Genomic DNA, 19,589 nt, shown 5'->3' with positions numbered 1-19,589 from the left:
CGGTGGTCACCCGCGAGCGACCACCGGCTCCCGTCGTCAGCGGGACTTGTAGGACAGCAGGTAGCCCTCCGGCCAGCTGTGGAAGGTGTCGATCAGGTAGCGCGGCTCGCCACTGCAGTCAGGGGAGGTGTACCCGTCGACGCCCTTCGGGAACACGTTGTTCCAGTCGATCGTCCACGTCGCACGAGCCGGGATCGGGCGGCACACGTCGTCGGGCGCGGCCTGCCTGCCGACCACCTCGAGCGGGTTGGAGGCGTAGAAGACCAAGCCAGTGTCCGGGTTCTGGAACGGCTCGCCGGCCACTGCGGGCGACGCCGACAGGGCCGCGGCCATCGAGGTGGCGAGGACCGCGGTGAGACCGAGGGCGGCTCGTTTGGTGTTGAAGCGCATCGTTGTCCCTTCGAAAACGTCGGAAGATCACTTCCTCCGCCAGACTCCCGGAGACTGGTTGACGTGTCAATAAGAAATTTGACACTAGCGTCAAATGAGACGCTCACGAGCCGTCTACCTGGGACATCGTGCCGAACCCGGGGAACCACACCCGGTGGCGGTGATACGGTCCGCGTCATCCCGGACCACGAAGCAAGGGGCATGACGATGGAAGCCACCGGCGTGATCGCCACTGACGCCGGGATGTTCTGCCTGTGGTCCCCGGCATCGTTCGGCGACGTCGTCGACTACGACACGTGGGAGTCGGCGTTGCTGGAAGACGACGACATCAAGCGGCACATCACCGCCGGCGCGTTCGTCCCGGTGAACATCTACAGCGACGGAGCGTTCCGGGTGCTCGCCCGCGTGGGCTCGGCGTCGGCCACGGCCGGCCTGACAGAACGAGAACGCCGGTACCTCTTCGTGGCTTCGGAACCGTACCTGTTCGTCACCGCGGGCGGCGCGAAGATCAGCGGCATCGAGCACGTCGGAGCGGAGCCGGACGACGGTCTGGACGTCGCGCTGGCACCGGGGCGGTGGAGCGTGACCGTCGCGTTGATCGACTGGGATGCCGAACCCGGGCAGGAGGATGTCGGCGGGCGGCCGGCTCCGACTGCTCTGCCGGACTTCACGCTGCTGATCAACCCGGAGACGAGCACCGGCGGCTATCGCACCGAAGTCGACACGTTCGACCGGCGAGCGCTGTTCCCCGACGTCCGCTGACCCGCACCGGCCGGCGCGACCCGCGACCGGGAAGCCCGGCCACTCTTCGGCACCTCGCGGCGCGCCCGGTGGCGGTTCATACTGGATGTTTCCGGGCTGGCTCATCGAGGTTGGTGAAGCACATGCGGATTCCGGGACGACGCCCACGGCGAGGCGCGGAAGTGGCGGCTGTGCGGGACTCCACCGCCGCTCGGCTGTTCGCGTTGCGGTCGTTGCTGGAGGTGGCCGACCGCGCGGTCGAGCTCCAGCCCAGCGCCGAGCAGGTCATCGACGACTGCGCGCGGCCCGGCGAGGTACCGACGCAGGTGGCTCGCCGGGGCAGCAAGGTCGCGTCCGACTACAGCAGGCTGCACGGGTGGGCGCTGGACATCATCGGCGACGCCGACCGCGGGTCGCTGGAGTGCCGGGTGGCCCAGCTGCTGCACTACCACTCCGAGATGGTCGACACGTGCATCCGGCTCGCCTTCCCGAGGTTCCGGACCCCTCGGCTCGAACAGCGGCGGCTGGCGTTGCGCGGGCTCGGCGAGCCGGCGCGCACGCTGCGGGACGCACGGGCGGCGCTCGCCCTGTGGATCTCCGACCTCGAGCAGACCGACAGCGGGCCGCCACCCTGAACCCGGTCACCCAGCCCGGCGGGCGAGGACCTCGCGTTCCAGCCACTCCTCCACGTCTCGTTCGGTCGAGTCGCGCAACGACCGGGTGTCGACGTTGTCAGCGTGCAGTTCGTAGACCGGGATGCCCGCGGCACGTAGTGCGCGGTTGGTGAAGTAGCTGCCCCTCGCGTCGTCGGACACCAGGTGCACCACGCCGTCCACGCCGTGCAGCCTTGCTTCCTTGACGTACCACTCGCTCGACCACGGCGGGGTGTAGAGCTGGTCGTTGAAGGCCGCGAAACGGGCTGCGATCGTCCTCAGTGGATTGTCGCCGTAGCGCGGGTAGCCGTCGGCCGCGATGGCGAGGTACATCGACCACACGAAGACGGCTCCGTGGCGCTCCTCGAACCTGCGGTAGAAGTCCATGTCGTACCAGAGGCCGCGGCCGATCCACATGAGCCGGGCACGCTCGCCCTCGCACACCGCCGCACCCGAACGGACGCGTGCCTCGACCTCCTCGTAGAAGCGTTGCGCGGCGTCACGCGCCCATTCGGTGCCCCGGTGCCACTGGGGGATCATGACGCTCGGGATGCTGTCGGTGACGGCCAGCGGGCTCGGGGTGGTGCGGGCGATGAGGTCGCGGGTGCGCCTGTTCCACTCCGCCTGCTCGTTGACCAGGTCGAGGACCCGGCGCAACGCGCGTTCGCTGAACACCTGGCCGGTCGTCGTCTCCAGGAACCGGACCAGGTTGCACAGCTCGGCCTCCATGAGGTCGAGCCTCGCCTTGCCGACCGCCTTCTCCCAGTCGTGGGGCATCAGGTCCCACCAGTTGACCGGGACCGTGTTCTCGGCGGCGCTCTCCAGGGCGTAGTAGGTGATGCCGGGCTGGCTGCCCCAGACGTCGAAGATCTTGCGCCCGCCGTCCCCCACGGTCTCGGCGAGCACGATCGTGGGCCGCGGCAGGCCGCCCCACGGCGCCAGATGCGGATCGGGGTCGAACAGCGACGCGAGCGAGATCGAGCTGTACTGCTCGGTGTGGTCGGGATAACCCTGCTCTCGCAACAGGTCCAGGTGGTGCGGTGCGCGCTGCTTGGCGGCCACCACGGACGCCCACCACTGGTTGACCACGTACGGGATGCCCATCGCGCGGAAGATCTCCTGCGGGGCGTCGGCGTTCACCAGGGCCAGCGGGCCTCCCGCGGCGGCGGACTTCCGCAGGTCGCGGAACCACTCGCGCTGGTAGCGGGTCGCCTCGGTGGCCGAGGCGAGCAGTTTCTCAGCCAACGAACACCTCCGACAGGTCGATCAGGCCGTATTCCTGGCGGTCGAACAGCACGGCCGGAATCCCGTGCGGGCGCAGGGCTTCTCGTTGCGCCGGGAAGTCCCACGGCGGGGCGTCGTCGTTGCGCCGGACGTAGGACACGACCAGCTCGGCACCGCTTTCGGCCGCTGCCTGTGCCGTGTGGGCGGCGCGTGCCGCGATGGACGCGCGGGCGGCGGTGGGGCCGTTGTACTGGTAGCGCTCGACCAGCGCGGCGAGCGTGGGTTCGCCGACGAGCCGGGTGGCGAGGAGGTCTCCCCAGTCGTGGTCCTCACCGACCACGACGCTGCCCATCTCCTCCAGCAACCAGTACACGTTCGGATTGTCGTGCGAGCTACCCGTGAAGAAGACTCTCCGTCCTCGATGGACGTCCAAATCGGACTTGAGCAGCTCGCGCAGCAAGCGGTTGTGCTCCGCCACGGGGAGGACGGCGCCGAACGCGGCCAGCGCCTGCGCACCGGTCAGCCGGAGGTCGCGCCGCAGGGCGGAGACCGCGCGCCACAGGTCGCGGCGCGCGTCGTGCAGCATGATCGCCGAGGCGATCTTCGGCGCCGTGAGGCGGGTTCCCGTCCACCGCTCCAGCACCGCGACCAGTTCGGCGAAGCGGACCTGGTTGTACCGCGCGGTCGTCCAGTGCGGCAGGTGCAGCACGTCGACGAGGTGCGTCTCGGGCAGTCCCAGGCCCGGTTCGAGCCTGCGCAGCTCCCGCACCGCGTAGAACAGGCGCAGCGAGCCCTCGCAGTCCCGCGACACCAGCAGCCGGTCGAGCCGGCCGTACTCCCCGTTCAGCAACCGGGTCAGCACCGAGAGAGTCGCGGGGTCCACGCCGCGGCCCAGGTACTTCTCCCCCTCCGCGACGTCCAGGCCGGGCCTGCCCGCCAGCCGCACCGGGAGCGCGCCCGCGGCGGTCACGAGCTCGACCGGGACGTCCTGGCCGACGCAGCCGATCACCGGGCCGTCCACGTCGACCGGATATCGCCGTTCGTAGTGGTCGACGAGGCGGCGCAATGGAGATCTCATGGTCAGACGACCCCGTCCGCGCGCAGCGAGGCGAGCCGGTCGCCGCTGTACCCGAGGAGGTCCCCGTACACCGCGTCGTTGTGCTCGCCGAGTGCCGGCGCGGGCCGGTCGAACCCGACCTCGGCGCCGGAGAAGACGATCGGCACGCCGGTGCCGGAGATGTCCGCGGTGGCGCCGTGGGCGGGGTGCGTCAGCGCGACCACCTCGTGGCGGGCGCGGACCAGCGGGTCCCGCACGGCCTCGGCGGGTTCGCGCACCTCGGCCGCGGGCACGCCGTTGCCGACGAGCAGCGCCACCGCCTCGGCCCGCCGCCGACCGGCCGCCCACTCGCCGATGAGCTTGTGCAGCACGGCCGCGTTCGCGACCCGCGCGTCCCTGGTGGCGAAACGGGGGTCCGTCGCCAGCGCGGGCTCCCCCATCGCCCGGAACACGCCCTCGGCGAACCGGTCGGTCGGCCCGCACAGGGCGAGCCAGCCGTCCGCCGCCTCGAACAGCCCGAACGGCGCGAGCCTCGGCACGAACGACCCGGTGCGCTGCGCCAGGCCCACCGCCGCGTAGGCGTCGAACGGCTCACACGCGACCAAAGACGTCAGCGCGCCCAGCATCGAGACGTCCACGTGTTGTCCCGCACCCGTGCGGTCGGCCTGCACGAGGGCGGCCAGCGTGCCGATCACCGCGAACAGCGGCGCGACCAGGTCGCCGACCGGCAGGCCGTTGCGGACCGGGTCGTCGCCCTCCTCCCCGGCGGTGGCCATGATCCCGGACAGCGCCTGGACGATCGTGTCCATCGCCTTGGCGGGGCCGCCCTGCGCCCCGAACCCACTGATCGACGTGTAGACCAGCCGGGGGTTCACCGCCAGCATCGCCGCGGGACCGATGCCGAGCCGGTCCGTCACGCCCGCGCTGTAGTTCTCGACCAGCACGTCGGCGTGCCGCACCAGGTCGGCCAGGACGCCGCGCCCCTCCGGGTGCTTGAGGTCGAGCGTGACGCTCTCCTTGTTGCGGCCCCGCAACAGCATCGACACCGACATGTCGTCGGGGTGGACCCGCCTCAGCCCGAGGCCGTCCTTGCCGAGGTACGGGGAGTTGCCTCGCGACGAGTCGCCGCCGGTGCGCGGGTTCTCCACCTTGATCACCCGTGCGCCCAAGCCCCCGAGCACCAGGGTGGCGTACGGTCCGGCCAGCGCCGTCGTGAGGTCGACGACCGTCCGCCCGGCGAGCGGTTGCTCTGCCACCAGCACACCTCCTCGGTCACGACCGGCACATTCGGTGACGGTCGATGTCCCACCTATACACTTGACGATCGTGACGGCCTCGCCGCGATCCGCCGCCCCGCGCGGCCCGCGCTCCGACCTGCTGCCCCGGCAGCAGCACGGTGGCGCGCCGCAGCACCTGCTCATGACCCTCTACGCGGACTACTGGCTCTCCAGCGCGGGCTGGGCGTCGTCGGCCGCGCTGGTCCGCCTGCTGGCCGAGTTCGGCATCACCGGGACCAGCGGACGGGCCGCGCTGAGCCGGTTGTCCCGCCGCGGCATGATGAATGTGCACCGCAACGGCCGCCGCACCTTCTACGGCGTCGAGGGTGCCGCCGCGGCGACGCTCGCCGACTCGGTCCGCAAGGTCCTGTCGTTCGGCGTGACGACCGAGCTGTGGGACGGCACGTGGACGACCGTGGCGTTCTCCGTTCCCGAGGAGCAGCGCGAGGTCCGCCACCAGCTGCGCACGCGGCTGCGCTGGCTGGGGTTCGCGCCCCTCTTCGACGGATTCTGGATCTCGCCCACCGCCTCCGCGGGCGACGCCGTCCACGAGCTGGACGTCCTCGGCGTGACCAGCGCGGTGGTGCTGCGCACCGACGGTTCGGCCGGGGGACGTCCGCTGACCGAGGCGTGGGACCTGGACGAGGTGCGCGGTCTCTACGAGGAGTTCATCGCCGCCACGTCCCCGCTCGCGGAACGGGTCCGTGCGGGTGCGGTCACGTCCGCCGAGGCCCTCGTGGCCCGCACGCGGGTGATGGACGAGTGGCGCACGTTCCGCTGGAAGGACCCTGGTCTCCCGCCCGCGCTGCTGCCGCACGACTGGCCCCGCGACACCGCGCGCGCCCTGTTCGCCGAGGTCTACGACGGGCTCGGACCGCTGGCGGAGCACCGCGTCCGGCAGATCGTGCTCGAGTCGGACCCCGACGACGCCGACTTGGTGCGCCACCACACGACCGGCCGGATGCCCTGACGTCCGGCGCCGAGAGATCCGCCGCATGCGCGCCGCCCCCTGAACGTGGTCGCAACTTGCTAGACACCCAGCGCACCATTCGCGAGCCAAAGTGTCAACTATCTCGATTGGTCCCGTTCGGATTGTCTGCGGAGCCGTCGCTGACATCCACCACACAGCAACGAAAGCGTGAAACCACGGGCCGGTTTCTATGTCGATCGACAGGAAAAATGTAGGATGATTTTCGTGGCCGCCGCTCCCGAGGTTCCCGCGCTGCCGAGGTCGCAGTCCGGCGGCAGCCCTCAGCACCTGCTCCTCACCCTGCTCGGCGACTACTGGTACGGCCAGCCCGCGCCCCTGCCCTCCGCCGCGCTCGTGGCGTTGCTGGGCGAGTTCGGCATCACCGAGATCAGCGCGCGGGCGACGCTGAGCAGGCTCTCCCGCCGGGGACTGCTGACGCTGTCGCGGGTGGGCCGGAACACCTACTACGCGCTGAGCGGGCGTGCGGCGCGGGTCCTGGAGGACGGGCTGCGCCACATCGTGGCGTTCGGCGCGACGGAACAGCCGTGGTCGGGCAGCTGGACGGTCGCGGTGTTCTCGGTGCCGGAGGAGCAGCGGGACCTGCGCCACGCCCTGCGCACCCGGCTGAGCTGGCTCGGGTTCGCGTCCCTGTTCGACGGCGTGTGGGTCTGCCCGCACGAGCGGGTCGCCGAGATCACCGGGGTGCTGTCCGAGCTGGGCATCGACTCCGCCACGGTCCTGCGCGCGGAGGTGGCGGAGGGCAGCCCTCTCGGCGGCGACCCCCTCACCGCCTGGGACCTCGACGCCCTGCGCGCACGGTACGACGCGCTGATCGACGAGTACTCGCCCGTGCGGACGCGGCTGGCGGAGGGGTCGATCGGCACGGCCGAGGCTCTCGTGGTGCGCACCGCGCTCATGGACGCCTGGAACCGGTTCCCCGGCCTCGACCCCGGCCTGCCGTCCGTCCTGCTGCCGCAGCCGTGGCCGAGAGCACGGGCCAGGGAGCTGTTCACCGAGCTCTACGACGCCCTCGCACTGCTGGCCGAACAGCGCGTGAAGCAGGTGATCGGCCGTTACGACAGGGATGTGGCCGCTCTGGTGCGCGGACACGGCAGCGACTACGCGGGCTGAGCGCGGAGCCCGCGGCCCACGCGCGGCAGCACGACCTCGTCACCGTCCCAGTCGAACTCCGCCGTCAGGCCCGCCTTCTCCCCGATCCGCCGGACGTACTCGGCGACGGCCTCCCCGCCGTCCGATCGCGGCACCGGCACCGGCCTGCCCCGTTCGTCGATCCGGCAGGGCACGAACCCCGCCGAGGTGATGCCGGCGCGGTCGAAGCGGCAGACGGCGATGACCGTGTTCCTGCTCTCCGGGTGGAACGGGTAGAACGGCATGTCCGGGTCCGGCGCGAAACCGTAGAGCTCGACGCGTCTTCTGGCCCACTCGGCCCGTTCCGCGTTGTCGTTGCCCGTCGGCGTGAGCGCGCGGGTGACGGTCACGAAGTTGCCGAGACCGTGGAAGATCGGACGGCCTCGGTAGACCTCGACACCGCGCATGATGTGGGCGTGGTGGCCGAACACGGCGTGCGCCCCCGCGTCGATGGCGGCCCGCGCGACCGGTTGCTCGTACATGGCGAGAACGGCGGGCGTGTGTCCCACGCCCTTGTGCATGGACACGGTGACGACGTCCACTTCGGACGCCAGCGCCCGGATGTCGTCGGTCATGGCCGCCAAGCTCGCCGGTTCGGCGAACGTGTACACGCTCGGTGGCCCACCGGGCGTGGCGTGGTCCAGCTCGTAGTGCGTGAGCACCCGGACGTGGGCGCAGCCCGCCTTGCGAGAGGTGGCCCACGACTCGCGGGGGCCGACGAGGTTGTAGCTCAGCACCCCGATCCGCAGGCCCCCGCGCTCCACCACGGCCGGGCGCCGGGCAGCGCTCAGGTCCGGTCCCGCGCCCGCTGTCACGAGCCCGGCGGCACGCGCGTGGGCGATCGTGTCCGCCACGCCGACCTCGCCCGCGTCGTACACGTGGTTGCCCGCGAGGGTCACCACGTGGAAACCGGCGTCCGCCAGCGCCGCGAGCCCGGCCGGGTCGGCGGGCGGTGCGGGGACGTCCGTGCTGACCTGGACGTCGGCCGTGCTGTGCGGCACCTCGACGTGACCGATCACCAGGTCGCCTCGCGCCAGCGCGGAGCGGACCGGGGCGAGGAAGGACGCCGGGTCGGGTTCGTCGAGCACCAGGTCGCCGACCGACAGCACGGTCACCGCGTCAGACATGGGCGCTCCTGGTGTCACGCGTCTGGGCGTAGCGGGACAGGAACGCGCGCAACCGGTCCGACCGGCCGTCCGCGAGCACGTCGGCGACGGGTCCCTGTTCGACGATCCTGCCCTGGTCCATGAACACGAACCGGTCGGCGACCTCCATCGCGAAGGAGATCTCGTGCGTCACGATGACCATGGTCAGACCGGCGGCGGCCAGGTCCCTGACCACGGCCAGCACCTCGTCGACCAGCTCTGGGTCCAACGCGCTGGTCGGCTCGTCGAGCAGCATGACGCGCGGCCGGGTCGCCAGGGCCCTGGCGATCGCCACCCGTTGCTGCTGCCCTCCGGAGAGCTGCCGCGGATGAGCCTCCGCCTTGTCGGTCAGCCCGACCTTGCCGAGCAGCTCGGCGGTCCGTTCCCCGGCCTGCTCGCGGCTGCGGCCGTGCACCCGCACCTGCGCCTCGGTGATGTTGCGCGCCACCGTCCAGTGCGGGAAGAGCTGGAACTGCTGGAAGACCATGCCCATCCGGCGTCGCTGCTGCGCGACCCGCTTGGGCGGCAACGGCCGCAGCCGGTTCCCGGCGTGCTCGAAGCCGAGCAGCTCGCCGTCGAGGTACATGGCCCCGCTGTCGATCGGCTCCAGCTGGTGCACGCACCGCACGAGCGTGGACTTGCCGGAGCCCGACGGCCCGATGACGGCGACGACCTCCCCCTGCGCCACGTCGAGGCTGACCCCGTCGAGCGCCGCGTGCTCACCGAAGCTGCGCCGGATGTTCCGCACGCTCAGCACCGGGACGTCCGTCATGCGAGCCACTCCCCCCGTGACGACCGCTGGCCCCGGCCGAAGCGGCGTTCGAGGCGGGACTGCGCGAAGGACAACGCGGTGACCACGACCAGGTACCAGAAGCACGCCACGATCAGCATCGGGACGATCTGGTAGGTCTGGTTGTAGACCGTCTGCACCGCGTGCAGCAGGTCGGTCATGGCGATCACGCTCACCAGCGACGTCCCCTTGAGCAGCGAGATGAACTGGCTGCCGGTCGGCGGGATGATCACCCGCATGGCCTGGGGCAGCACCACGCGGAAGAACGTCTGGCCGCCGGTGAAGCCCATCGCCATCGCCGCGTCGCGCTGGCCGGGGTCGACCGAGAGGATGCCCGCGCGGACGATCTCCGCCATGTACGCGGCCTCGTGCAGCGTGAGCCCGATCAACGCGGCCGTCAGTGGCGTGATCAGGTCGTTGGTGGACCACGATCCGAGCGTCGGTCCGAACGGGACGCCGAACGACAGCCTGGGCAGCAGGTAGGCCAGGTTGAACCAGAACAGCAGCTGCACCAGCGGCGGGATGCCCCGGAACAGTCCGATGTAGAGGCCGCACGCCCACCGCACCGGACCGAAGTCCGCCAGCCTGCCGAGCGCGAGCAGCACGCCGAGCGCCGACCCGGCGAGCATGGCGAGCACCGTGAGGAGCACCGACATGCCCAGGCCCGCCAGCACGTTCGGGTCGAACAGGTACTCGGCGACCACCGGCCACTCGAACCGGTCGTTGTGCGTGACGAACCACGCGACCTGGAACGTCAGGACGGCGATGACCGCGCCGGACAGCCAGCGCCACGGCCTGAACCGGTGCCGCGCGGTGGCGACGTCGACGTCCGGCAGCTCCCCGGTCGCCGCAGCGGCGGTCGCCGTCACCGGCCGGCCGCCGTGTTGAGCTCCGGCTGGTCGACCTTGACGTCGTCGAGGCCGTACCGGGACATGATCTCCGCGTACTGGCCGTTGGCGAAGATCTCCTGGAACGCCTTGTGCACCACCGGTCCGAGACCGCTCGCCTTCGGCACCAGCAGGGCCAGCTTGTCGACGCCCGCGCCCTGCTCGTCGGTCTGCTTGACGTAGGTGAAGTCGTCCTTCGCCGTCTGCAACGCGTCGATCGCGGCGCTCTCGGTCATCCCGGCCGCGTCGGCACGGCCGGACTTCGCGGCCAGGATCGTGCCGTTGGTGTCGGCGAGGCCGATGAACTCCACGGCCGGTTTGCCGGCCTTCACGCACCAGTCGGTCAGCCGGACGACCTGGTCCTGGATGATGCTGCCCTGGATGGCGGCGACCCGTTTGCCGCACAGGTCGTCGCTGCTGCCGATGCCCTGACCGCCGGACTTCGGGACGAGGTAGGCGGTCCGCGTGACCATCCAGACGATGGCGTCGAACTGCTTCTCCCGCTCCGCGGTGTCCTTGACCGGGCCGTTGAACGCGTCGTAGCGGCCTGACAGCATGCCGGACAGCGCGGCGGGCAGACCGGGGACGATCGTGGTCTCCGTGCGCACGCCCAGCACCTTGCCGAGGGCCTCCTGGAGGTCGCGGTCGAGGCCGGTGACGGTGCGCCCGTCCGGACTGACGACCCGGTACGGCGGGTGGGAGTCGCCGGCGAAGCGGATCACGCCGGAGTCCTTGAACTGCTGGGGAAGCTCGTCGTGGTGACCGGTGCCCGAGCTTCCGGCGGAGCTGAGCGCACCGTCCGGCGACCCACCGCCACAACCGGGCGTGGCGAGGAGCACCACTGCCAGTACCGCGAGAAGAGATCTACGAGACTTGAGCATCGGTGCTCCGCCCTCAATAGAACCACACTTGTATTACGGCCGTGACGATTAGTGTCTTATGTTGGCCCCTGGTCGTGTCAAGGCCGACGACCGTATCGACATCCTCCGACGTGGGAGACCGGCACCCGCGAACGACCTGCCGTCTACACCGGACGACCGGGGGCTCCGGCCGTCACCACGCCTTCATGGACTCGACCAACCGGGTCAGCGCCTCGGCGAGGTGCCGCGTCGAGGCGGTGGCGTCGAGCACCGGCGGCTGGTCGAGGAGGCCGGTCTTCCCGTGGTCCTGCCGCTGCGCAGCGAGGAGTTCGGTCAGCGGCACCTCATCGTGACCGACCCGGCGGGCGTGCTCGTCGACGTGATCATCGAGATCGAGCCGTCGGCCGCCTACGCCGCCGGCTTCACCGGCTGACCGGAGCGGTCCCGTGCGGCTGACATGATCTTGGCCATGAACCCTCGTTCAGGGCGCACGGCGCTGCGACGCAAGCTCATGGAGCTGGCGCTCGGAGAGCTGGCGAGTGTCGTCGTGTTCTTCGTGGTGCTGTTCGCCGCCTTGGACGCACCCGCGACGCCTGCCAACGCGCTGGGATATGCGGCGACCGCCTTTCCCCTGATCGTCGGCGCCTCCTACTGGGCGCTGAAGTGGCGGCGGCTCGCCGTTCCCGGACCGGCGCTGCCGGGCGCGGCGATCTTCCGGGTCGCGCGGGTGCTGGGCGTGCTGCTCATCGCGGGCGGCCTGGTCGCGTCCGCCTGGCAGCTCGCCGTCGAGCCCGGTCTCGGGGTGTATCCCGGGCTGGTGCTCACGGTGTTCGGCGCCGTCGAGCACGTCAACTACTTCCACCGCCAGATCTCACCCGCCGGTCGGCCGTGGACGACGGTCCTGAAGCCGGGCAGCTGGCCGCGTTCCCACCTGGCTCGCGACCTCAGGCGTCGCTGAGCACCGGCTTGGCGGTGACCAGGTGGTTGAGCACCGCCGCGAACACCGCCAGCCCGCCGAACACGTACGCGAGCACGGCCGGCGCTCCCCCGCTCGCGAGCACCATGCCGCCCAGACCGGCGCCCAGCGACGAGCCGAGGTAGATCGCGGAGGCGTTGAGCGACACGGCGACCGGCCCCTCGGCGGGCCTCGCGGACATCACCCGGTGCTGCTGGGTGGCCGGGCAGCTCCACGCGCTCGCGCCCCACAGGAAGACCAGCAGGGCGGGTGGGCCGACGGGGAGCAGGGCCAGGCTCACGCCCATCACGGTGAGGAGCACGCCCATCAGCGTTCTCGTGTCCCGCCACCGGTCGATCACCGCGCCGGTCAGGAGGTTGCCGAGCAAGCCGCCGACGCCCCAGATCACCAGGTACACCACCACGTCGTCGCGACCCAGGATCGGGGCGATGTAGGTGTAGGTGCCGAGGCTGGTGAGCGTCGAGAACACGGTCACCAGCACGATCGACAGGACGTTGCGGTCGGCCAGCACGCCCAGGCGCGCCTTGAGCGACGGTGGTGCCGCGGGCGGGATGGCGGGCAGCACCACCGCCACCCCGCCGATCGCCACCAGCCCTAGTGCGGTGACGAGCCAGAAGGTGCCGCGCCAGCCGACGTGGTCGGCGAGCAGCAGGCCGAGCGGGACACCCGCGACCGTGCCGGAGCTCAGGCCGATGGTGATGAGCGCGAGGGCCCGGCCGCGGCGTTCTGGCGGCACGAGCGCGGCTGCGGTGGCGGCGGACATCGGCGAGTAGAGGCCCGCGCCGAAGCCCGCGATCACCCGTGACAGCAACAGGAACGTCAAGGTGCCCGCGACGGCGCTCAGCGCGTTGCCGAGGGTGAAGACGGCCAAGGCCGTGAGGAGCACCGCGCGCATCGGTTTGCCGGTCAGCAGTGTCGCGGCGATCGGTGACAGGAGCGCGTACGACAGCGTGAAGACGGTGACGAGCTGGCCCACCGCGGGCACCGGCTGGTTCAGGGAGGCGCTGAGCTGGGGCAGCACGCCGGCCACGACGTACGCGTCCAGTCCCAGCGCCACCATGCCGGGCAGGAGCGGAAGCACCCGCGGCATCAGACGCCTCGGACCGCGCCGCTGTCCGTCCAGCCGTCCACTCCCCAGTCCCCCAGCGCCGACGCGGTGTGCTGTCCCGCGTAGGGGGCGGGTGCCGGAGTCACGCGCTCCGAACGGGAGAAGCGCGGCGCGGGTGCGGGCTGGTGCTGACCACCGACGTCCACAAAGGACTCACGCGCCTGGAGGTGCGGGTGGCCCGCGACCTCGTCCGGTGCCAGGACCGGTGCCACGCAGGCGTCGGAGTCGGCGAAGACCTTCTCCCACTCGGTGCTGTCCCTGGACCGGAACGCCTCCCCGATCTTCTCGGTCAGCAGCGGCCAGCCGGACTCGTCGTACTGGCCGGGCAGGTCGAGATCGCCCAGGCCGAGCTTGTCCAGCAGCTCGCGGTAGAAGTGCGGCTCGACCGAGCCGACCGACAGGAAGCGGCCGTCCGCGCACTCGTAGGTCGTGTAGAACGGCGCGTCGACGACCGTGACGCGACCGGGCGTCTTGCGCCACTGGTCGACCAGCACCGACAGCAGCGCCGTGCCCTCGACCATCGCCGCGTCGACCACCTGGCCCTGACCGGACCTGGCCCGTTCCAGCAACGCCGCCTGGACGCCGATCACCAGCTGGAGCGCGCCACCCGCGAAGCTCGACAGGTAGTACGGCGGCGGCGTGGCGGGCGCCTGGCCGGGCACCGACAACGCGCCCGTGACGCCGAGGAACGTGATGTCGTGGCCCGCCCGCCTGGCCAGCGGGCCGTCCTGGCCCCAGCCGGTGACCCGGCCGTAGACGAGTCCTGGGTTGCGCTGCAGGCAGATCTCCGGGCCGATGCCGAGCTTCTCCGCGCTGCCCGGCCGTCCGCCCTCGATCAGCACGTCGGCCCGTGCCACCAGGTCCAGGACGACCGCGGGGCCGTCCGCGTGCTTCAGGTCCACGGCCACGGACCGGCGGCCACGGGCCAGCGGGTCCGGCAGCGGCTCCACCGGAGCGTCCGGCACCTGCGCCGCGCGGTCGATGCGCAGCACGTCGGCACCGAGGTCGGCGAGCACGGTCGCGGCGAACGCCGCGGCGACCGACCCGCCGATCTCCAGCACCCGCACGCCTTCCAACGGACCAGGCACGGCCCCTCCATCAGGTCGAGAACGTCAACGCCGCCCACCTTTCCCGCGCGGGCGCGCGATGTCCCTACGAGGTCCCGTAGTGACCTGCCGCCGAAACCGCTCCTAGCGTCGGCCCCAAACACGAACCTCTGAGGAGCTACGAGGATGTCTGTGGTCTACACGGCGGACGTGACGTCGAGCGGCGACGGCCGGAAGGGCACGGCGAGGTCCGCCGACGGCGTGCTCGACCTGGCACTGGCGAGCCCGAAGGAGGTGGGCGGCAGCGGTGCGGGCACGAACCCCGAGCAGCTCTTCGCCGCGGGCTGGGGCGCGTGCTTCCACTCGGCGCTGCGGCTGGTCGCCCGCAACGCCGGGGCCGACCTCACCGACAGCACCGTGACGGTCTCGGTGGACCTGGTGAAGGGCGACGACGGCTACCACCTCGGCGCGCGGATCGTCGCCGTGCTGCCCGGTCTCGGCCAGGAGCAGGCGGACGACCTGGTCGGCCAGGCGCACCAGCGGTGCCCCTACTCGAAGGCCACCCGCGGCAACATCGACGTCGAGGTCACCGCGAAGGTGTGAGCACGGAAGGGAAAAAGGGGGATGCCGGTCGGCATCCCCCTTTTCGCTTCCGTCAGGCCGAAGCCGCGGCCTTCGCCGCCAGCGGCAGCGCCGAGGCGATCCGGTCCAGCACGCTCTCGTCGTGCGCGGCCGACAGGAACCACGACTCCAGCGCCGACGGCGGCAGGTAGACGCCCTGGTTCAGCATCGCGTGGAAGAACGCGTTGTACCGGAACGTCTCACTGGCCTTCGCCGAGTCGAAGTCCGTGACGGGCTCCTCGGCGAAGAACACCGAGAACATGTTCCCGCTGTGCTGCACCTGGTGCGCCACGCCTTCGCGGGCCAGCGCGTCGGAGATCATGCCGCCGACGACCACCGCCGCGGCGTCGAGGTGCGTGTACACCTCGGGCGTGCAGTGCCGCAGGGTGGCCAGGCCCGCCGCCGTGGCGACGGGGTTCCCGGACAGCGTGCCCGCCTGGTACACCGGGCCGGCCGGGGCGAGGTGCGCCATCACGTCCGCGCGCCCGCCGAACGCCGCCGCCGGGAAGCCGCCGCCCATGACCTTGCCGAACGTGAAGAGGTCCGCGGCCACGCCCTCTCGCCCGTACCAGCCGGCGCGGGAGAGGCGGAACCCGGTCATGACCTCGTCCGAGATCAGCAGGGCGCCGTGCGCGGACGTCAGCTCGCGCAGCCCCGCGGTGAAGCCGGGTGCGGGCGGGATGACGCCCATGTTGCCCGGCGACGCCTCGGTGATCACGCACGCGATCGTGTCGGGGTTGGCCTCGAAGGCCGCCCGCACCGCGTCGAGGTCGTTGTACGGCAACACGATGGTGTCGCTCGCCTGCGCACCCGTGACACCCGGGGTGTCCGGCAGTGCGAACGTGGCGACACCGGAGCCCGCGGCGGCCAGCAGCGCGTCCACGTGACCGTGGTAGCAGCCCGCGAACTTGATGACCTTGGTGCGGCCGGTGAAGCCGCGCGCCAGCCGGATCGCGGACATCGTGGCTTCGGTGCCCGAGCTGACCAGCCGCACCGACTCGACCGGGTCCACGCGGGCCACGATCTCCTCCGCCAGCAGGACCTCGTTCAGCGTGGGCGTGCCGAACGACGTGCCCTGCCCGATCGCCTCGTACACGGCCTCCTGGACGGCGGGGTGCGCGTGCCCGAGGATCATCGGACCCCAGGAGCAGATGAGGTCGACGTACTCGCGGCCGTCGGCGTCGGTGATGTACGCGCCCTTGCCGCTCTTCATGAACCGCGGCGTGCCACCGACCGCGCGGAACGCCCGCACCGGCGAGTTCACGCCTCCGGGCACGATCTTCTGCGCCCGGTGGAACAGCGCGTCCGAGGCGGGAGCCTCCGCCGGTTCGCCGATGCGATCGGCATCCACAATGGACAGAGTCACCGTCACGCCTCCTTCGCGATCACGTGCGCGGCGTCGAGCACCTTCGTGCCCGACTCCAGGACCCGCACGGGGTTCAGGTCGAGCTCGAAACCGCCCTCCCAGTCCGAGACCAGTGCCGCGACGGTCTCCAGCGTGCGGACGAGCGACGGCACGTCCGCGGCGGCACGGCCCCGCGCACCGTCGAGCAGCGCCTTGCCGCGCAGCTCGCCGACCATCGCCTCGGCATCACCGGGGGCGAGCGGCAGCAGCCGCGAGGTCGCGTCGTCGAGCGCCTCGGTGAAGATGCCGCCGAGTCCGAGCGTCAGCACCGGACCGAGGTCGGACGTGCGCACACCGATGATCAGCTCGACGCCCTCGCCGACCAGTTCCTCGACCAGCACGGCACCGCCGAACGCGGACAGCTCGTCGAACGCGTCCGCGGCATCGGCCGAGGCCACGCCGACCTTCACCGCTCCGACGTCGGTCTTGTGCACGAGGCCCGGCACGACCGCCTTGAACACGGCCGTCCCGCCGACCTCGTCCGTCACGGCCTTGGCCTCGGAGGCCGACGCCACGACCCTCCCGACCGGAACGGCCAGACCGGCGTCCGCCAGCAACGCCTTGAGCTCCGGCTCGGTCAGCTCGGCGGCGGGAGTCGCGATTCCCAAGCCCGCCAGCGAGTCCGTCGCACGCGGCCGGCTCACCTGCCACAGGGCCGCCGCGGCACGGACGGCACGCGCGGGCGACGGGTAGTCCGGCAGGCCGGCCTCCCGCAGCGTCGCCCTGGCGTTCGGGGCGAGGAAGTCCGCTCCGGTGCGGGAGACCAGCACCGGCTTGCCGGACTTCTCCGCCACCTTCGCCAGCGCCCGCACGGCCTTGTCCACGTCGCCGTCGGTCATCACGCAGAAGCAGCCGATGATCATGTCGACGGTGTCGTCGGCCGCGATGACGTCCAGCGACCTGTCGAACAGCGACGGGTCGCTCAGGACGGCGGCGGTGATGTCGACCGGGTTGTCCGCCGAGCCGAAGCTCGGGATGATCTCCGCCAGCGCCGCCCGCGTCTCGTCCTTCAGCGGCGTGAGCTCGAGACCCTGCGCCACCACGTCGTCCGCGGCGAGGATGCCCGAACCGCCCGAGGTCGTCACGACCGCCACCCGCGGACCCTTCGGCCTGCGCGGCGAGGTGAACGCGTCACCGGCGTCGAGCAGCTCGTCGATGTCCCCGGCGCGCACGATGCCGAACTGGCGCAAAGCAGCGTCGAGCACCCTGTCGTCGGTGGCCAGCGCGCCGGTGTGCGAGGCCGCAGCACGGCCGCCCTCCTCGCTGCGGCCGGACTTCAGCAGCGCCACCGGCTTGCCCGAGCTCGCGAGCGACCGCAGGGCGTCGACGTCCGGCACGTTCTCCAGGTAGCCGAGCAACCCGGTGCAGGACGGCTCCTGGGCCAGCTCGGCGAGGACCTCCAGCGCGGACACGTCGGCGTCGTTGCCGGTGGTGATCACCCAGCCCGGCCGCATCCCGCGCTCGATGCCCAGCGACGCCGCGCCGAAGCCCAGCGCGCCGCTCTGGCTGACGATGCCGAGCCCGCCCGGCTCCAGCGACACCACGGCCTCCGCCGAGAACAGCGGGCTGAACGTGGCCATCACCTTGTTGCCGAAACCGACGGCGCCGATGCAGTTCGGGCCGACGAGGCGCAGCCCGCCCGCCCGTGCCCGCGCCACGGTCTCGGCCTGCAGCGCCGCGCCCTCGTCACCGGTCTCGGCGAACCCGGAGGACGCGATGATCGCGACCTTGATCCCGGCGGCCACGCAGTCGTCGACGGCGGCGGGCACGCGGTCCGCCGACACGACGATGAAGGCGAGGTCGATCGGGCCGGGCGCGTCGAGGACCGACGGGTACGCCTGGTAGCCGAGGATCGTGCCGCCCTTGGGGTTGATCGGCAGGATCCGGCCGGGATAGCCGTACCGCTGCAGGTACGCGACGGGCTTGCGGCCCAGCGCGCCCTCGCGTTCGGTCGCGCCGATGACGGCGACCGACTCGGCGTTCCACAACAGCGACAGCTCACTCATGCGACGACCTCATCCCGTTCGCCGGGGACGTCGAACAACTTCCCCAGCACTTCCACGTACCTGGAGCCGTCCGGGGCACCCGCCAGCTCCCGTGCCCGCACGGTCGGCCCGTGCAGCACCTTCTCCACGATCCGGTGCACCGACAGCGTGATCTCCGAGCGGTGCTGCTCGTCGAACGTCGGCACCTTCCGGAACAACCTGCCCAGCTCGGCCTCCGCCGTCGTCGACGCGACCGTCCGCAGCTTCACCAGCGCCGGCGCCACCTTCGCCGCCCGCTGCGCGGCGAGGAACGTCTCGACCTCGCCGTCGATCAGGGCCCGCACCGAGGCCACACTGGACAGTGCCGCCTCGTCGGGACCGGCGCCCGCCAGCGTTTCCAGGTCGACCAGCGACACGCCGTCGACCTTGGCCACGTCGCCCGCGATGTTGCGCGGCAGGGCGAGGTCGAGCAGGAACAACGGCGAACCGTCGCGGTGGCGCACGGCTTCCTCCGCGTCCGCGGCGGTGATCAACGCCCCGGTGCCGCTGATGCACGTCACGACGAGGTCCACGTCCGCGAGCAGCCTCGGCAGCTCGTCGAGCCCGAAACCGCTGCCGCCGGTGGTCTCCGCGAGCCGGGCGGCCTTCTCCGGCGTCCGGTTCGCCACGTCGATGCGGGCCAGCCCGCTGCCGCGCAACGCCGCCACGACCACGCCCGCCATCGCGCCCGCGCCGACGACCAGCGCCGAGCGGCCGGACATCGCGCCCACCACGTGCTCCAGGGCGGAGAGGCCGACCGTGGCGAGCGAGCGGCCCGCCCGGTTGATGTCGGTCTCGGTCCGCACCCGCTTGCCGAGGCGGATCGCGGACTGCACCAGCTGGTTGACCAGCGGCCCGGCCGTGCCGAGGCGGCGCGACCGGTCCAGCGCGTCCTTGACCTGGCCGAGGATCTGGTCCTCGCCGATGACGATCGACTCCAGGCCGCTCGACACCGAGTACAGGTGCCGCACCGCGTCCGTGCCCTCACGCTGGTACAGGAACCGCGACGCGTCCTCTTCGGACAGACCGAGCCGTTCGACCAGCCTGGCGCGCAACAGGGACGCGGCCTCGTCCGCCCGCTTCTCGACGTAGAACTCCATGCGGTTGCACGTCGACAGCGCGTAGACGGCCCCGAACTCCTCGGCGGAGTTGATCTCGCTGAGGACCTCGTCCAGCTCCTCGCCGGAGATGACCACGCGCTCCAGCACGTCCACCGGCGCCGACGAGTGGCTGATGCCCAGCAGGGTCAGCTTGACGTCTCCCACG

At 71.6% G+C, this 19,589-nt stretch carries 20 protein-coding genes; 7 read left to right on the top strand and 13 right to left on the bottom strand.

Translation table 11 applies throughout. The features are described 5' to 3' along the window. Positions 1-36: 36 nt before the first annotated feature. Positions 37-390 carry a hypothetical protein gene (locus BLT23_RS03730; protein ID WP_090045559.1) on the bottom strand — a complete coding sequence of 118 codons (354 nt, stop codon included), beginning with the start codon at positions 388-390 and terminating at the stop codon, positions 37-39. A gap of 201 nt (positions 391-591) precedes the next feature. Here BLT23_RS03730 and BLT23_RS03725 point away from each other — a divergent pair, with 201 nt between their 5' ends. After that, positions 592-1,152 carry a hypothetical protein gene (locus BLT23_RS03725; RefSeq protein ID WP_090045558.1) on the top strand — a complete coding sequence of 187 codons (561 nt, stop codon included), beginning with the start codon at positions 592-594 and terminating at the stop codon, positions 1,150-1,152. Between the two features lie 170 nt (positions 1,153-1,322). Further along, the gene (locus BLT23_RS03720) at positions 1,323-1,766 is read left to right on the top strand and encodes a hypothetical protein (RefSeq protein ID WP_090045556.1); all 444 of its coding nucleotides are present in this window, start codon (positions 1,323-1,325) and stop codon (positions 1,764-1,766) included. A 6-nt stretch (positions 1,767-1,772) separates the two neighbouring features. On the opposite strand, the gene BLT23_RS03715 is transcribed toward BLT23_RS03720, so the two are convergent. From BLT23_RS03715 to BLT23_RS03705, 3 genes are read right to left on the bottom strand one after another with little or no spacing between them, the layout of a single operon-like run. Continuing rightward, entirely contained in the window at positions 1,773-3,029 is a 1,257-nt protein-coding gene (locus BLT23_RS03715) for a 2-hydroxyacyl-CoA dehydratase family protein (protein WP_090045554.1), read from the bottom strand. Further along, complete coding sequence (locus BLT23_RS03710; RefSeq protein ID WP_090045552.1) at positions 3,022-4,086, bottom strand: 2-hydroxyacyl-CoA dehydratase family protein; 1,065 nt, start codon at positions 4,084-4,086, stop codon at positions 3,022-3,024. Before BLT23_RS03710 ends, BLT23_RS03715 begins: the two co-directional genes overlap by 8 nt. A 2-nt stretch (positions 4,087-4,088) precedes the next feature. Then, on the bottom strand, positions 4,089-5,321 hold the full coding sequence (locus BLT23_RS03705; protein ID WP_090045763.1) for a CaiB/BaiF CoA transferase family protein: 1,233 nt from the start codon (positions 5,319-5,321) through the stop codon (positions 4,089-4,091). Between the two features lie 70 nt (positions 5,322-5,391). On the opposite strand from BLT23_RS03705, the gene BLT23_RS03700 reads away from it, so the two are divergent. Together BLT23_RS03700 and BLT23_RS03695 are read left to right on the top strand one after the other, a co-directional pair. Continuing rightward, positions 5,392-6,312, top strand: a complete 921-nt coding sequence (locus BLT23_RS03700; protein WP_218133618.1) for a PaaX family transcriptional regulator — start codon at positions 5,392-5,394, stop codon at positions 6,310-6,312. Between the two features lie 225 nt (positions 6,313-6,537). Continuing rightward, positions 6,538-7,443, top strand: coding sequence for a PaaX family transcriptional regulator (locus BLT23_RS03695; RefSeq protein WP_218133617.1), 906 nt, complete (start codon positions 6,538-6,540; stop codon positions 7,441-7,443). On the opposite strand, the gene BLT23_RS03690 is transcribed toward BLT23_RS03695, so the two are convergent. From BLT23_RS03690 to BLT23_RS03675, 4 genes are read right to left on the bottom strand one after another with little or no spacing between them, the layout of a single operon-like run. Further along, positions 7,431-8,588 carry a CapA family protein gene (locus tag BLT23_RS03690; protein ID WP_090045550.1) on the bottom strand — a complete coding sequence of 386 codons (1,158 nt, stop codon included), beginning with the start codon at positions 8,586-8,588 and terminating at the stop codon, positions 7,431-7,433. The two genes, BLT23_RS03695 and BLT23_RS03690, sit on opposite strands and share 13 nt — an antisense overlap. Further along, positions 8,581-9,378, bottom strand: coding sequence for an amino acid ABC transporter ATP-binding protein (locus tag BLT23_RS03685; RefSeq protein WP_090045548.1), 798 nt, complete (start codon positions 9,376-9,378; stop codon positions 8,581-8,583). Before BLT23_RS03685 ends, BLT23_RS03690 begins: the two co-directional genes overlap by 8 nt. Beyond that, positions 9,375-10,265 carry an amino acid ABC transporter permease gene (locus BLT23_RS03680; protein WP_245743528.1) on the bottom strand — a complete coding sequence of 297 codons (891 nt, stop codon included), beginning with the start codon at positions 10,263-10,265 and terminating at the stop codon, positions 9,375-9,377. Before BLT23_RS03680 ends, BLT23_RS03685 begins: the two co-directional genes overlap by 4 nt. Beyond that, entirely contained in the window at positions 10,262-11,164 is a 903-nt protein-coding gene (locus BLT23_RS03675) for a transporter substrate-binding domain-containing protein (RefSeq protein WP_090045546.1), read from the bottom strand. Before BLT23_RS03675 ends, BLT23_RS03680 begins: the two co-directional genes overlap by 4 nt. A gap of 220 nt (positions 11,165-11,384) precedes the next feature. On the opposite strand from BLT23_RS03675, the gene BLT23_RS03670 reads away from it, so the two are divergent. Further along, entirely contained in the window at positions 11,385-11,576 is a 192-nt protein-coding gene (locus tag BLT23_RS03670; protein ID WP_245743527.1) for a VOC family protein, read from the top strand. Positions 11,577-11,612: 36 nt separating this feature from the next. Further along, positions 11,613-12,101 carry a hypothetical protein gene (locus BLT23_RS03665; protein ID WP_090045544.1) on the top strand — a complete coding sequence of 163 codons (489 nt, stop codon included), beginning with the start codon at positions 11,613-11,615 and terminating at the stop codon, positions 12,099-12,101. Here the strand turns inward: BLT23_RS03665 and BLT23_RS03660 are convergent. Both BLT23_RS03660 and BLT23_RS03655 read right to left on the bottom strand, forming a co-directional pair. After that, positions 12,088-13,200 (bottom strand): MFS transporter, encoded by a 1,113-nt coding sequence (locus BLT23_RS03660; RefSeq protein ID WP_218133616.1) that lies wholly within the window; start codon positions 13,198-13,200, stop codon positions 12,088-12,090. The two genes, BLT23_RS03665 and BLT23_RS03660, sit on opposite strands and share 14 nt — an antisense overlap. Positions 13,201-13,208: 8 nt before the next feature. Next, positions 13,209-14,315 carry a CaiB/BaiF CoA transferase family protein gene (locus tag BLT23_RS03655; RefSeq protein ID WP_090045540.1) on the bottom strand — a complete coding sequence of 369 codons (1,107 nt, stop codon included), beginning with the start codon at positions 14,313-14,315 and terminating at the stop codon, positions 13,209-13,211. 144 nt (positions 14,316-14,459) lie between these two features. Here BLT23_RS03655 and BLT23_RS03650 point away from each other — a divergent pair, with 144 nt between their 5' ends. Beyond that, complete coding sequence (locus tag BLT23_RS03650; RefSeq protein WP_090045538.1) at positions 14,460-14,876, top strand: organic hydroperoxide resistance protein; 417 nt, start codon at positions 14,460-14,462, stop codon at positions 14,874-14,876. Between the two features lie 52 nt (positions 14,877-14,928). On the opposite strand, the gene hemL is transcribed toward BLT23_RS03650, so the two are convergent. From hemL to hemA, 3 genes are read right to left on the bottom strand one after another with little or no spacing between them, the layout of a single operon-like run. After that, the gene (gene hemL, locus BLT23_RS03645) at positions 14,929-16,260 is read right to left on the bottom strand and encodes a glutamate-1-semialdehyde 2,1-aminomutase (protein WP_245743573.1); all 1,332 of its coding nucleotides are present in this window, start codon (positions 16,258-16,260) and stop codon (positions 14,929-14,931) included. A gap of 2 nt (positions 16,261-16,262) precedes the next feature. Further along, on the bottom strand, positions 16,263-18,305 hold the full coding sequence (locus tag BLT23_RS03640; RefSeq protein ID WP_090045534.1) for an acetate--CoA ligase family protein: 2,043 nt from the start codon (positions 18,303-18,305) through the stop codon (positions 16,263-16,265). Beyond that, complete coding sequence (gene hemA, locus BLT23_RS03635; protein ID WP_218133615.1) at positions 18,302-19,588, bottom strand: glutamyl-tRNA reductase; 1,287 nt, start codon at positions 19,586-19,588, stop codon at positions 18,302-18,304. The genes BLT23_RS03640 and hemA overlap by 4 nt, the downstream gene beginning before the upstream one ends. Position 19,589: the final 1 nt, after the last annotated feature.

The organism is Lentzea fradiae (assembly GCF_900100955.1).
In the GTDB taxonomy this organism is placed as follows: Bacteria; Actinomycetota; Actinomycetes; order Mycobacteriales; family Pseudonocardiaceae; genus Lentzea; species Lentzea fradiae.
The sequence above is the reverse complement of the archived record's forward strand: the minus strand, read 5'-3'. Positions and strand labels throughout refer to the sequence as shown.